Annotated in this window: 17 protein-coding genes; 1 reads left to right on the top strand and 16 read right to left on the bottom strand. The window is 40.6% G+C overall.

Annotation, left to right across the window (positions count from 1 at the left end; genetic code table 11):
- Nucleotides 1-443: 443 nt before the first annotated feature.
- On the bottom strand, nucleotides 444-1,316 hold the full coding sequence (locus tag AC1D7X_RS06905) for a nucleotidyltransferase-like protein (RefSeq protein ID WP_495474890.1): 873 nt from the start codon (nucleotides 1,314-1,316) through the stop codon (nucleotides 444-446).
- 125 nt (nucleotides 1,317-1,441) lie between these two features.
- Between AC1D7X_RS06905 and AC1D7X_RS06900 the strand changes: the two genes are divergently transcribed.
- On the top strand, nucleotides 1,442-1,819 hold the full coding sequence (locus AC1D7X_RS06900; RefSeq protein WP_495456045.1) for a YgzB family protein: 378 nt from the start codon (nucleotides 1,442-1,444) through the stop codon (nucleotides 1,817-1,819).
- Between the two features lie 127 nt (nucleotides 1,820-1,946).
- On the opposite strand, the gene AC1D7X_RS06895 is transcribed toward AC1D7X_RS06900, so the two are convergent.
- The 15 genes from AC1D7X_RS06895 to AC1D7X_RS06825 form a co-directional block, all read right to left on the bottom strand.
- On the bottom strand, nucleotides 1,947-3,659 hold the full coding sequence (locus tag AC1D7X_RS06895) for a glycosyl hydrolase family 18 protein (protein ID WP_495456044.1): 1,713 nt from the start codon (nucleotides 3,657-3,659) through the stop codon (nucleotides 1,947-1,949).
- A gap of 108 nt (nucleotides 3,660-3,767) precedes the next feature.
- On the bottom strand, nucleotides 3,768-4,193 hold the full coding sequence (gene perR / locus AC1D7X_RS06890) for a peroxide-responsive transcriptional repressor PerR (protein ID WP_495456043.1): 426 nt from the start codon (nucleotides 4,191-4,193) through the stop codon (nucleotides 3,768-3,770).
- Between the two features lie 126 nt (nucleotides 4,194-4,319).
- Nucleotides 4,320-5,591, bottom strand: coding sequence for a DUF4097 family beta strand repeat-containing protein (locus AC1D7X_RS06885; RefSeq protein ID WP_495456042.1), 1,272 nt, complete (start codon nucleotides 5,589-5,591; stop codon nucleotides 4,320-4,322).
- A 2-nt stretch (nucleotides 5,592-5,593) separates the two neighbouring features.
- Nucleotides 5,594-6,211 carry a hypothetical protein gene (locus AC1D7X_RS06880; protein WP_495474889.1) on the bottom strand — a complete coding sequence of 206 codons (618 nt, stop codon included), beginning with the start codon at nucleotides 6,209-6,211 and terminating at the stop codon, nucleotides 5,594-5,596.
- Nucleotides 6,212-6,492: 281 nt separating this feature from the next.
- A complete protein-coding gene (locus AC1D7X_RS06875; RefSeq protein ID WP_495456040.1) occupies nucleotides 6,493-7,206 on the bottom strand; it encodes an MgtC/SapB family protein in 714 nt (237 codons plus the stop codon).
- 56 nt (nucleotides 7,207-7,262) lie between these two features.
- Nucleotides 7,263-7,721: a GNAT family N-acetyltransferase gene (locus AC1D7X_RS06870; protein ID WP_495456039.1), complete on the bottom strand. Its 459-nt coding sequence runs from the start codon at nucleotides 7,719-7,721 to the stop codon at nucleotides 7,263-7,265.
- Between the two features lie 94 nt (nucleotides 7,722-7,815).
- Nucleotides 7,816-9,255, bottom strand: coding sequence for an Asp-tRNA(Asn)/Glu-tRNA(Gln) amidotransferase subunit GatB (gatB, locus tag AC1D7X_RS06865; RefSeq protein ID WP_495456038.1), 1,440 nt, complete (start codon nucleotides 9,253-9,255; stop codon nucleotides 7,816-7,818).
- 31 nt (nucleotides 9,256-9,286) lie between these two features.
- Entirely contained in the window at nucleotides 9,287-10,744 is a 1,458-nt protein-coding gene (gene gatA, locus AC1D7X_RS06860; RefSeq protein WP_495456037.1) for an Asp-tRNA(Asn)/Glu-tRNA(Gln) amidotransferase subunit GatA, read from the bottom strand.
- 30 nt (nucleotides 10,745-10,774) lie between these two features.
- Complete coding sequence (gene gatC / locus AC1D7X_RS06855; protein WP_495456036.1) at nucleotides 10,775-11,062, bottom strand: Asp-tRNA(Asn)/Glu-tRNA(Gln) amidotransferase subunit GatC; 288 nt, start codon at nucleotides 11,060-11,062, stop codon at nucleotides 10,775-10,777.
- Nucleotides 11,063-11,225: 163 nt separating this feature from the next.
- Nucleotides 11,226-11,609 (bottom strand): ATPase, encoded by a 384-nt coding sequence (locus AC1D7X_RS06850; RefSeq protein ID WP_495456035.1) that lies wholly within the window; start codon nucleotides 11,607-11,609, stop codon nucleotides 11,226-11,228.
- Between the two features lie 89 nt (nucleotides 11,610-11,698).
- The gene (locus AC1D7X_RS06845) at nucleotides 11,699-12,478 is read right to left on the bottom strand and encodes an ABC transporter permease (protein WP_495456034.1); all 780 of its coding nucleotides are present in this window, start codon (nucleotides 12,476-12,478) and stop codon (nucleotides 11,699-11,701) included.
- Entirely contained in the window at nucleotides 12,475-13,392 is a 918-nt protein-coding gene (locus AC1D7X_RS06840; protein WP_495456033.1) for an ABC transporter ATP-binding protein, read from the bottom strand. Before AC1D7X_RS06840 ends, AC1D7X_RS06845 begins: the two co-directional genes overlap by 4 nt.
- Nucleotides 13,392-13,589, bottom strand: a complete 198-nt coding sequence (locus AC1D7X_RS06835; RefSeq protein WP_495456032.1) for a PLD nuclease N-terminal domain-containing protein — start codon at nucleotides 13,587-13,589, stop codon at nucleotides 13,392-13,394. Before AC1D7X_RS06835 ends, AC1D7X_RS06840 begins: the two co-directional genes overlap by 1 nt.
- Nucleotide 13,590: 1 nt before the next feature.
- The gene (locus AC1D7X_RS06830; RefSeq protein WP_495456031.1) at nucleotides 13,591-13,815 is read right to left on the bottom strand and encodes a sigmaY antisigma factor component; all 225 of its coding nucleotides are present in this window, start codon (nucleotides 13,813-13,815) and stop codon (nucleotides 13,591-13,593) included.
- The gene (locus tag AC1D7X_RS06825; RefSeq protein WP_495456030.1) at nucleotides 13,812-14,153 is read right to left on the bottom strand and encodes a YxlC family protein; all 342 of its coding nucleotides are present in this window, start codon (nucleotides 14,151-14,153) and stop codon (nucleotides 13,812-13,814) included. Before AC1D7X_RS06825 ends, AC1D7X_RS06830 begins: the two co-directional genes overlap by 4 nt.
- Nucleotides 14,154-14,155 lie beyond the last annotated feature (2 nt).

Below are 14,155 nucleotides of genomic sequence, written 5' to 3'. Positions count from 1 at the left end.
GATTATGCTCATTTAAAACAAACTGACGAGAAATTACTTTCTCTATCAAATGATTTCTCATTTGTTTTGACTTCACTTTCGTGAAATCTACTCACTCGTTGTTCAGTTTTCAAAGACCAATTTTTTTCGTTTTGTTGTTACCAGTTGTTCTCGGCGACAACTTCTATAATATATCATGCTCGCCGCCATTTCGTCAAGAAGTTTTTTTCAATTTCTTTTTCAACGACTGATTACTGACTTGTAATCTGTGTCTCCTGTTTAATGGGGCGAGATATAATTTAACACAGAAACTATAGCAGAGTCAAATTTAATTTAAACAAAAAATATATGTTAAAAAAATCCTAATTCGTCTATTCATTAATAGTTTCTGCTAATAACAGATTGATGTGCTTTTATACAAAAAAAATAAGGAAAAGTATATTAACTCTTCCTCGAAGTCAGCTTCATATTATACTATATAGGATATCTTGGTTACTATGTGATTTCACTTCGTTCCCAATCTTCACTTCTTTAATAATCGATCGATATACTAACTTACGGAGTACAAGTGGTAGTTCTGCACCCATGATGTCTAATTCCGGATGTTGAATCAAGTCTTCTATACTCCATGGTTTTGTGCGACTGCCCATTACTTTTATGAGTAAAACGGAACACTCAGCCATTTTGGATATTACGGAAAACTCACAACCCAAGAGTACCAACTCGACTCGTTGCTTCAATGTTTCTTGGCTGACCGTTAATTCTTCATATAGTTTATGCACAGCTGTTTTTAATCCGCGTACTTGTTCCCATACATTAGCCTGAGGGCGAATCCCTCTTTCAATTAATTCAATTCGTGCCCAATGATGAAGGGATTGTATTACGCTATGGTAAGCATCCATAATATGACCTTCGTTCATATAACGTTTAGCTTCTAAGTATAAGCACAGAAATCGTGAGAACTCCAAGAACATTTCTTGATCACGAAGGGGTTGCTTAAATTCCTCAAATTCTAAACAAAGATTCGCTAGACATCCATCCGTATCCAATACGATATCACCCTCTAACAAGCATTTGACTATATCACTTTTCTCACCTGCTATGAGCCAACGTCTAAGTAATCTCAAGCTTACATATAACACCTGGCAACGTTCCCCCCCGAACATAACATGTTTGACTATGCTCTGCTCTGAGCTTTGTACTACTAACAATAGTAGTTCAAGATCATGAAAAAGAGGGCCTTGGAATTTATGATCATGTTGTTGGTACACGATTGCTCCTAGGGTTTCTTCATCAAATGCCTCTTTATACTGTAAATACAGGTTTGATAATTCCACGATTCCCTCCATACATTCCTTGGCGAAAAAATGCCATTTCAGTTATACTATATTTCTACATGAGAATACGAGTTCCTTCTTAGAAAATGAATTATATTATTCTATAGGTTAGGGTGAACATAACCATGATGTTTAAGTCCGCAAAAATTAATGCATTCCGTACATGGGGGCTATTATTAACGATGATTGGCATGGGACTTATGATCCTAGGAACAGCAGGTATCGTGTTCTGGGGGCACTCCGGTAAAGCCTTTGCTGCAATAGGTCTTGTCATCGGTCTGATTGCCATGGTAGGAAGTCTTGGTATTTACTTCTGGGCTGGTATGCTATCTACAAGTGCCATCCAGATCCAGTGTCCACAATGTAGTAAGTTAACAAAAGTGTTAGGTCAAACCGATCGCTGCATGTTCTGCAGAACCATACTGACATTGGATCCAAAAATCGCCAATATCACTGCTGAAGAGTTGGAGAAGGAAATTACCCAACAATCTTTTAAAGGATAGCGTGATACGGATTTTTTCTATTATTACAATGAAACCGGCTCTCCTTAAAAGGATGCCGGTTTTATTGTGAAATTATACTTAGGTATGATGATAATGATGTCAATAAACGTAATACATACATTCCTCTTTAAGGATTAATCGACTTAAGAACTTCCCACGCTTTTTTATTAGCGAAGCTTCGATTCCATGAACCGATCCCTCCGAGCTCCAAAGTCTTAGCTAACTCTACTCTCGATTTCAAAGATACTTCGTCTTCAATCCATATCTTCTTAAGTACATTCTCTTCCTTATACTCAACGTAATTCTGCTTAGGACTCTCTAAATAAGTGGGTTTCAGCTTCTTCGTCTTTATAATGTCAGCTACAGAATCCATACTTAAGGCTTTAGAACTAACCTTCGTTTCTCCATCTTTAATCTCTTCACTCCATACGCGCGTATACAAAGGAATGCCAAGAATTAGCTTCTCTGGAGGCACCTTATCTTCCAATAGGATACGTTGCATTGACGACTTCACCCAAGGGAGTGATGCAACTGAACCTGCTACTGGGCTTGATGCCCAATGCTCATCATAAGCCATTACAATAAGAAAATCTGTAACTTCTGCTAGTGCTTGTCTATCTAAAAAAAGAGACCACATTTCACTTTTTGATTTAGGTGTTACGTCTATCGATACAATGAGTCCTTTAGCTTCCGCAAGTGGTTTCAATTCACGTACAAACTGAGTGATGTTATTGCCATCTTTCGTATACACATTCTCGAAATCAAGATTGATACCATCCAATTCATATAAATCTGCATACTGTAACATCTGTTTGATAATGTTTATTCTACTTACAAAGCTACTCATTGCTTTAGATGTCAGATCGGGTTCAAAACTATTGCTAAGAAGTCCCCATACCTCCATGTTCTGTTTATGTGCCCATTTGACATACTCCAGATCTGCTTGGCTTCGTACATTTCCTTCTCCATCAATCATACTGAACCAAGTAGGACTTAGTACGTTAACGCCTGGAAGTTTTCCAATGGATTCAGGAGTAGGCTTCTTCTGGTATACAGCTTCCCATACCAGATTAACCTTTTTCCCTTTCCAACTTCTCTCCGCACGTGTAGGTGATGGAGTAGGCGATGCTACTATTTTGCTCTCTCCCATAACTACATTAGCCTTCTTGATATATCCTGTATAACCGTTATCCAATTGTACATAGTACCAATCTTCTTTCGTCTCCCATACCCTTAATTCAGTCCCATGAGGTACATCTGAAATAATAGGAGCATGGATCGAATCTTCTTTACGCATCGCGATTGTGTTATCTTCCTTACTCGCCTTGACCGTTCCCATTGGGATACTTTCTCCCGCTTTCATAAGTATAACGGCACCTGTGTTGGTATCCTCATGCACAGCCAATCCGTATAGTTCTTTTAGTAGGCCTATAGGTAGGTACATTATGCCATCTGACTCTTCAGGAGCAACTCGGAGCTGAGTAGGTTCATTGTTTATTTCGGCTTTCGTCTGATCTGTAGTCAAATAAACTAACTTCTCCAAAGTTGTAATAATGATGGATTCTGTCTCCGATTCATATTGGATATGAGGATCTATTTCCTCCTGTAACATCGGTAATGGAAGTTTTAAATCTTCACCCGTCCCCAAAGCGGAGTATTCAAGTAATTCACCTTTCACAAAAATGGGACTACCCTTCCCTTTCCAATCAGGTTCTACATGCTGGGTGTTAGGAGCAATTTGCGTATATGCATAATACCCAGCTATCAAAATTAGACAACCAATCAAAAATGGACCGACTCGCCTTTTTCTCATCGTACTGTGACTTTGTTTTCTTCTCATCAACCTATAAACCCTCCGTAAACCCATGATTGTGAAATCTTAGAATAAAAAATAAAACATGAAGAATCCTTCTAGGAATCCACATGTTTTATAACGCTTCTTACTACCTTAATGTTTCTTGCACTTTTCACAGACTCCGTAAAGTTCCATTCTTAATCCTTTTACTTGAAAACCTGTTGCCTCTTCTGCTACGTGTTCTACATCAACCAATGAAGGATACATGAAATCCTCAATTTTACCACACTCTTCACAAATCACATGGTAGTGCTCCGACACATTCGCGTCAAAACGACTTGATGAATCGCCGTATGTCAGTTCACGAACCATTCCAGACTCCATAAACATCTTTAAATTATTATAGACTGTTGCTACACTCATACTAGGGAACCTAGGTTCTAAAGCACGGTATATCTCATCAGCTGTAGGATGAGTCATGGATTCCATTAAGAAGTCTAAAATCGCATGGCGTTGGGGTGTGATCCGGACACCGGTCGTTTTCAATTGTTCCAATGCATGTTGAACTCTTGTTCCCATCTATCCTGCCACCTTTATAACATCTAGATTAGTATCATTATTATTATATTACGGTTATTATCTGATAATTGTCAACGATAGGCCTTCCTCTAAATCCTAGTTATAGAAATATTATAAGGCATTCATTCAAAAGCTATTCACATTTAAATCGCTATTTCCCTCTACACGAATGTCATATTCGCCTTCTCCAACGGTTCCGTAAATGGTTTTATTTTCAATTGTAAATGCCGGTATAGAAGAAATAATATTGCCAAATGCAATGGAGCCTTTTAATTTATAATTTGCTTCTAATGGTAAATGTAGATTCATGACACCCACAGCACTATAGATATCCCAATCTCCGCCGATCTGATGAGAATACACGGTGATCCCACCATTAAGAGATTCAATCTTCAATTTCTTTTCAGGTTGACTTGCGTATATATTCCCATTCTTCGTCCTGATATCGACATCGTTGTGCGCACGTATAGCCGATATATTACCCACCTGTGTCGATAACTTGAGTGTACCAGATATATCTGTAGCTTCCATATTACCTTGGCTTGAGGTGATTTCAACATTCCCTTCAACCTTAACCGTTCGAACGATACCGTTTGAAGTCTCACCTTTAACGTTTCCTAACACATTATATAGTTCTAACTTCCCGTTAGCACTTTTCAATGAGATATTCTCAATGGCATTTACATTCACAAGTTTGATATTGCCATTCATCGTTTGAACTTCTAAATTGAAACGTCTATTCTCTGGAAGTGCAATGTCGAGATTCATCCTAGGTTGCCGTTTACCCGACTGCCCATAGGCTTTCCCTGATGCTATAATATTAATAGTCTTACCTTCAGTAACCTCAAGTAATGACTGTTCAAATACATCCTCTCTTTCAGGACCTGTAATCTGATCAATCCATACTTTAGTGGAAACTTGTATATTATCAATGGGTTCACGATGTAACAAAATATCACCGTTTATATTATTAATTTTGATATTCTCACTGTCTAGGGCCACGGGTATGACTTGATCCTCTTTATTAAATTCTGCTCCGTCTTGTTCGCTGTAGTCTACTGCCGAAGCAGTCAGGTTCAGACTCACTTTATTCCACAAATATAAATAGTGCTCTTGTTGAGTCACAATGAATACACTAGCGGTTAAAAGAATGGATAAGGAAAGACCTTTAACATCAAGGCGGATCCTAGATCCATTGCCTTTTTCAGATCTCCTCAATAAATAGATAAGAATGGATTCAACTCCCCACATGATCGCTATGAGAGGCCACCATTTAAGCAAAAGAAGCATGTATTCACTCCCTTGCACTTCATCTATGATCAACAACGTTCCTGTTATCATTAATAAAAGTGCTGCCGTATAGCGTCCCACACGAATTCTGTGCTGTTTACCATTCACTCTCATCCCTCCCTTTTCCTAAGTAGAGCTTTTCTTTTTTGAATTACAACTTCTCTAACGATTAGTACGAAACCAATAGCGACTACTCCACATGCGATGCTTATTTGTCCATAACGTTCAATATATAACCCTAGCCAACTAGGCTTCTGATGAAATAAGGTTAAGATAATCCCACCCATCACAAGTAAAATACCGAAGGAGATACTTCCTTCACCCGCAAAAGGGTTATGACGTCTTTGACCTGTTCCATCAGTCACATCTAAATCTTCTTTTAGACGTCGAGTAATCGTATAATCTGCTGCTTGAAGCACATCGTAAAGATTATAGAAATAAGAAATAGGAATCATTAGTCCCAAAATAATCAAGAAAGGTACATTGATATGCATCCCTGTAGATGAAAAATATAGCAAAGCTGAGCAATCTAATATAAGAGCAAAGATAAAAGATATCCCTTTTTTAAATAACCCTAAATATATATGTCCCAAACCAGGTAAAAGTGCTGCTAACAACCCTGCTACAAACTTACGTTTACGCGTGACAAATCTCCTTGAACGCTTTGTAGGTCGATGCTGTTTCAAGGGTTCATTCATTGTGGATGATTTCTGTTGCAAGAGGTCCATCTTTAGTATCCCTCCTTTGCCTAATACTGTTCTAAAGATAATTTAGATAATACCTCATTACGTACTTATAGTAACTGGTAAACAATTGGGTACTGTATATTTACCCACCAAGTAAAACAAGCATCCACGACAAATGACCTCGCCATCCTATAGCGGCGAAGAAACGTTTAGCATTGAAATATAAGCCTATTTAGAAGCAAAAATAATTATCATTTGCGCTATTTATATAAAAACGGGTACGTTCCCAAAGGAATGTACCCGCTTATTCATTAGGAATCCATTTATTCTAAGGATATCATCGTTACCCCAACTAAACTCTGGATTTTGTACGATATATAGATGGGATCAAAAGTACGTTTAATTAAGACATGCATCGTAAGTTCAATCGTCGTCCCTGGAGGCTGTAACTCTCCATAAGGTGCCGTGTTACGTTCGTTCACAATACATTTCTTGATCGTAAAGCCCTCTTCTTTAAAAAGCGTAGAGACATCGTCAAGAAAACCGGGAGAGCTTGTGGCGTGAATGGTCACGATGTGCAACTTATTTCCTTTAATATATCGTTGCTCGATTTTGTTGAACAATATCAATGTCAATAAAATTAAGACCGTAGCTGTTATAGCAGCAAAGTTAAATCCAGCACCCACAGAAAGTCCTAGTGCAGCTACAACCCAGACTGATGCAGCTGTTGTTAGTCCCGTAATGGATTTCCCAGTAAATAGAATAGTTCCTGCCCCTAGAAATCCAATACCAGTAATAACAGCTGATGCTAGCCGCGCTGGATCCATACGAATATTCGTTTCATTTGCGAATTCTGCGAATCCATAAATGGAGAGCATCATAATAAGAGTCGAACCCAAACACACCAGAATATGTGTGCGTAGTCCTGCCGCTCGGTTAGAACTTTCTCTCTCTAATCCGATAAGTCCACCTAACAGCATGGATAATAGTAACCGAAGGAAAATATGAAGATTATCGATTAACCAAGGATTATTCACACGTAGCCCTCCCTTAAGAAAATAAAGATCAACTATTTATGAGGAATAGGAAGAAGTTACTGATGTCTATGAAAGGTAGTCAATTCAACACCTGGCGCAACTTCATAGGTATCGAAAGGAATAAAGCCATACTTTAGATATAACGTAAACGCTGGAGCATTCCGTTTGCCTGTAGAAACGATAAATAATGGAACGTCAGTATGGGAATCAAGAACGTATTGAATCAATCTGCTTGCAATCCCTTTACGGAAATGAGAGGGGTGTACCATCATTCGAGTGATCATCATTGTTCCTGGAGTCTCGCTACTTATGGCTATAGCTCCTTCTAGTACACCGTCTTCATCTACTTCACCATAGAAAGTCTCGCCGCATTGACTAAGTGTCTCTGTGGTGTCCAATAGCGGAGGAATATCGTTAAATCCGATAATCTCGGCTTCTAATCGATAAGCAACTTGCTGTAACCGCCATATTTGGTGAACAACATCTTCATCAGTTAATACAAGTTCTATGATCATACTTCATTCTCCATTCCAAAAACATGGTAGCTACCTCCGTATTTATAGACAAAAGAGCCTGTCATGATCGACAAGCCCCTAATTGACTTCACGTTTAACGGCTTAGAACATCAATAAGCAGCTTATTGACCAATCCTGGATTTGCCTTACCCTTGCTCTCTTTCATTACTTGCCCCACAAGGAATCCAATTGCCTTCTGTTTACCCGCATTGTAATCTTCTATCGATTGCGGGTTAGCCGCTACGACCTGTTCTACAATACTAAGGATCGCTCCTTCGTCACTGATCTGAACTAGACCTTGTTCCTCAACAATCTGTTGTGGTAATCTCCCCGACTCCAACATCTCTTTAAATACGATTTTGGCGATTTTATTGCTGATCGTTCCTTTCTCAATCAGACCGATCATCTCACCAAGTCCCTGTCCAGAAACCTGTACCCCAGACAGCTCAAGGTTACTGCTATTTAGATATCCTAGCAGATCACCCATAATCCAGTTAGATACAGATTTCGCATCCCCTGTATACTTCAAACTCTCCTCGAAGAAGTCTGCTAAGGGTTTAGATGCTGTAATGACTGCTGCATCATAACTAGGTAAACCATATTGAGACGTATATCGTTCTTTACGAGCATCCGGTAATTCAGGGATCGATGAACGTATACGCTCTTTCCATGCATCATCAATATCCAAGGTCACAAGATCTGGATCTGGGAAATAACGATAGTCATGAGCTTGCTCTTTGCCACGCATGGTAATCGTCTTTCCTTGTCCTTCATCCCATCGTCTTGTTTCCTGGACAACGACTCCACCATCATCCAGAATTTCAGCTTGGCGGAATTCTTCATATTCCATGCCCTTCTGTACACCACGGAATGAGTTCATGTTCTTCAACTCTGCTCTTGTACCGAACTCCTTCTGTCCGTATGGACGAAGACTGATATTGGCATCGCACCGAAGAGAACCCTCTTCCATCTTCACATCAGACACTTCGCAATATTGCATAATGGCTCTGATTTTCTCGAGATATGCACGAGCTTCTTCAGGGGAAGACATCTCTGGCTCAGATACAATTTCAACTAGTGGTGTACCTACGCGGTTAAAGTCCACTAATGATGCATAGCCACCGTCGATATGCGTCAGTTTGCCTGCATCTTCTTCTAGGTGAAGACGAGTGATACCAATTCTCTTGGTCTCTCCGTTCACTTCTATATCAACCCAACCATGTTCACCAATCGGTTGGTCGAATTGGGATATCTGATACGCTTTAGGTGAATCGGGATAGAAATAGTTCTTCCGATCAAACTTACTTCTGTCACCAATCGTACAATTAAGAGCCATGGCTGCTTTCATTGCATAATCCACCGCTTGGCGATTCAATACTGGCAATACGCCGGGATGTCCAAGACAGATAGGACACGTATGGGTGTTCGGTGGTGCTCCGAATTCAGTCGAGCAACCACAGAAAATTTTGGAATTTGTATGTAACTCAACATGGACTTCTAGTCCAATAACTGTTTCATATTTGGATGTAGACACGCCTTATTCCCTCCTTTTCTACGATAGATCGCTACACGTTAGGTCGTTTCGTATGATGATCCGTATTCTGTTCGAAGGCATGCGCTACACGTAGCATTGTAGACTCATCAAATGCCTTACCAATGATTTGCATACCGACTGGCATGCCATCTGCGAAACCACATGGAACACTTACAGCAGGAACACCTGCAAGACTGACCGGAATGGTTAGAATATCATTTAAATACATCGTAAGCGGATTATCTACCTGCGAGCCTAATTTAAAAGCTGTCGTAGGAGCCGTTGGTCCGATGATAATATCATACTTCTCAAATACTTGATCGAAGTCACGTTTGATTAATGTACGTACTTTCTGTGCTTTTAAATAATAGGCATCATAATACCCAGAACTTAAGGCATACGTACCCAACATGATCCGTCGTTTCACTTCTGGGCCAAACCCTTGACTACGAGACTCGTGATAAAGATCAAGTAGGTTCGCTGGGTTCTCTGCACGAACGCCATATCGAACACCATCGAATCGCGCCAAATTCGAAGAAGCTTCAGAGGATGCAAGCAAGTAGTAAGTAGCTACTGCATATTCCGTATGTGGTAAGGAAACTTCTTCCCATACTGCACCCAAGCCCTCAAGTACTTTCAAGGCATCCATAATCTTCTCTTTAACTTGAGGATCGACACCTTCACCCATGTATTCTTTCGGTACAGCAATACGAAGCCCTTTGACATCTCCAGTTAAAGCACTTAGATAATCAGGAATAGTCACATTGGCTGATGTTGAATCCATAGAATCATACCCAGCAATAGCCTGTAATACGTAAGCAGAATCTTCAACGTTCTTCGTTATTGGTCCGATCTGATCTAGAGAGGAAGCAAAGGCTACTAATCCAAATCGTGATACCAAACCATACGTTGGCTTCAAGCCTACGACACCACAATATGAAGCAGGCTGGCGAATGGAGCCTCCTGTGTCGGAACCGAGTGTGAAATAAGCTTCACCTGCTGCTACAGAAGCAGCAGAACCACCACTAGAACCACCTGGTACATAGTCTAGATTCCACGGATTACGAACAGGATGGAAACTTGAATTCTCGTTAGATCCGCCCATAGCGAACTCATCCATGTTCAATTTACCAAGGATCACGGAATCGGCATGACGTAGTTTCTTCGTCACAGTAGCATCATAAACAGGGTTAAAGTTGCGAAGGAATTGACTTGCACAAGTCGTACGCAGACCTTCAGTCACGATATTGTCCTTAAGACCCACAGGTAGCCCGAACAGTAATCCCCGCTCCCCGCCTGCATTCAGTTGGTCATCTAGTCTACGTGCTGTAGCTCTTGCCTTCTCTTCATCTAACGTAAGATAAGCCCCAACACGGTTATCACGTTCATGGATCGTCTTGAATGCCTGATCCACCAAATCCGTAGGAGACAATTCTCCGTCATTCATCTTGTTATGTATTTCAGATAATGTATAATCGAACAGGCTCAACTGTAAATCCTCCCTTCCATAATAAGACCCTTATTCCAAAACGGCCGGAACTTTAAATTGTCCATCTTCATCTTCAGGTGCATTAAGGAGTACCTTCTCAATCGGTAAGCTCTCGCGTTGCTCATCCTCACGCATGACGTTGCTAAGATGAAGAACGTGTGTGGTCGGTTCAATACCTTCCGTATCCAATCCATCTAACTTCTCTGCATATTGCAAAATCGCATTCAACTGCTCTGTAAACATTAGCTCTTCCTCCGAGCTTAAGTTAAGTCTCGCAAGCTTGGCCACATGTTGAACATCTTGGCTCGATATATTCATGTAATTTCTATTCCTCCCTATTCTTTCTCAAGTAGTACAGGATTAAAGCCACTGGCCTCAGGATAATGTTTATAATTATAGGATAGAACTTATCACAATTCAATCACATGGAATCAACAACCTTATTCTTATTAGCAAAAAGAGTCGGCATATGCCGACTCTTCTATATCCATGCACGAAGATTTACCTGTTTAATAAATTCTGCCTGGGACAATGCTTCTGTCGAAAGCATCTCGTCTTCTTCAACAGATTCTGGATCGCCGTTCATCACATGATGAAATAGCTCCTCATTATATGTCGCCAATGCGTAATCGATTAGCGCTTCTTGTGTTGTACGCTCAACTTCCTCTTGCATGAGCCTTTCTTCCAGCTCAACATCATCATTAGGTACGAAAAAGTTACGATTCACTTTCGGTACACGAATGACATAATCAAATGCATTATCGGGATTGCGGTCATAAGCAATAATATAACCATATTCACCGATCGGAAGATTCTGCTCAAAGGCGTCCTCGACGATTACAATTTTTTCCCCAATACGTAGCATCGTCTACCTCCTAGATGTCAATAAGATAATCTATAGTCTACTAAAAAAAGATAGTGGTGTCTATGGTAGCTATAAAGATTAACTCGTAACTAGTTGGGAAGTCCCCTTCGTTGGAGGAGACGGGATGCGCCAAGAAGTGAAAGAACAATGATACCCATGGTCATTATTGAGCACATAACGATGGAAGATATGGATACAACATTACCAATCAACGCTTCTGTAGCAAGGCTTGTTAGGCGTGCTGGGCTCCATACCAACCATTTAGGAAGAATGCTGTGCAAAAGTGAAAGTAAGGCTAGAATAGCTATAGTGACGAATGCCGCTGGCGCTCCTCTCAGAATGGTACTAAATAAGAGAGTAATCGTCACCCCTAATATAAGCCAAAGAGCATATAATCCAAATGATAGTAGACCACTCTTCCACGATAAAGCCCCTATCATTTGATAGGTATAGTAGAATGCCGCCACATATCCAACACCAAAGGCAATGAGTAACTGTGTACATAGGGCAAACCACTTAGCTATGATGATAGAAAGAGATGAAATAGGTCGTACCATAATTAATTCTGCAGTTCCCCCATAGCGTTCCCCTGATACACTATTCATACCTGCAAGTACGAGGATTAGAATACCTAGTGTGCTATATTGGCTTAACACTTGAACCATTACCTCCGATGGGGCTGGTGTCGTATACAATGAGAACATCTCTGGTGGGACTCCCCCAGACATTTGCAATATATCCGGCATAAATAGGCTTACAACGGGCTGCATAATTCCTAAGAGGGCAAATACGATGGGAATCCATAGGAGTTTGAAGCTACGGGACATGTCTAGCAGTTCTTTTCGATAAAATATCCATGAGCCTTTCATTGCCCACTCACCACCTTAACAAACATATCCTCTAACGTAGAGCTTCCAGCTTCGAACTTCACAAGAGGAATATGTTTCTCCATAGTTTCTCTTATAAGTTCATCTCTTGCGGATCTCAGATCATGGACTGTTAGTTCCGCAATATCTCCCTTCATCTCGGCCTGTATGACATACGGTTTATCCTTCAACGAATGAAGCCATAATAATGCTTCCTGTTCTCTCTCCACTTGAACGATCACTTGGGGCTGGCGGTACTTCTCTCTTAACGAAGTGAGAGATCCTTGTTCCGCTAATTGTCCTTTGGCCATAACAAGGATATCATCACAAATCTCTTCAGCGTCATGTAGAACATGCGTGGAGAATAAAACGGTTGTCTCTTCCCTGATTTGACGAAGAAGGTTAATCACTTCCCTCCGTCCAATAGGATCAAGGGCAGAGACCGGTTCATCAAGCAATAATAATCTAGGTTCATGAACGAGTGCTTGCGCTAGTCCGAGGCGTTGTTTCATCCCTCCAGAATATCCAGATATCCGACGTTTAGCTGCATCTAGTAATCCAACCTTCGCAAGGACAATATTTGCTCGATCGGCAGCTTCCTTTGGGTTCATACCACTAAGTCCAGCTGCAAACCGAATATATTCTTGGCCGGACATCCAGCCATAAAATGTAGGATGCTGAGGCAAATATCCAAGCCACCTCCGATAATCTGTGACCCCAGGCTGTTCGCCAAAGATGATCTCACCTGACGAAGGTTGAATAAGCCCTGCAAGCATTCGCAAAGTCGTTGTTTTCCCCGCACCATTAGCGCCTAATAAAGCCACACATCTTCCTTGTTCTAGCTGAAAGGTTAATCCTTTAACAGCACTTTCTTTACCGTAACTCTTGGTCAGTCCTGTCACGCTTAGTAAGCCCATTACGCTTCTTTCCTTCCAATAATGAAATAGAGAATGCTGCCAACTATATTTCCACATACAATAATAATGACCCATATCCACTTAGGACCTAGAACCTTTTCAGCTTTAAAAAGAGATATCAACCCAATCACAGCAAGGACAAGCTGTAGAATTAAGATCGGTAGAATTAATGGTAAATAAGCAACTATTTCTTCCATATTAATCGTCCTTTCTTGCATGTGATTTCTTACGTTCATCAGGTAACCGAACGAAAAAGAGGTAAATCAGGATGGGTGTAGGTACATTCATTAACCCCCATATTCCCCAGAACCATCGCCACTTCCCACGTTTACTAGCATCTATAAACATCCATGTTCCTTGTAACAACACAATCGGAACGATGATTACATAAAACCATAAGGGTAGTTCCTTAAGTTCACTCATTCCATTCCCTCTTTTCTCCGCTGAACGAAAAACCGTATAACAATACCAACGGCCACACTAAAACCTATCCCCTGAATAAGCCAAAGACTCCAAGGAGCTGAGTATGCTAATAGCGTGCCACTGCCAAGGACGAATAATGAGACTAACCAGAACAGCAACAACTCCAACACCATCGATTTCCGACGTCTTTTTTGGAAAGTTTCCTTAATATGATCCTTCACCTGTTCTTTGGAGAGCAGCGAAGGATGATCCAGTACATGATCCATTCTATCTAAACTTTGTCTTAGTTCGTTGAGGATCATCTCTTCCTCCGTTCCTTTCTCATCTGTCCAATCCATGG

It is taken from the genome of Paenibacillus sp. Y568, assembly GCF_059445545.1.
The sequence above is the reverse complement of the archived record's forward strand: the minus strand, read 5'-3'. Positions and strand labels throughout refer to the sequence as shown.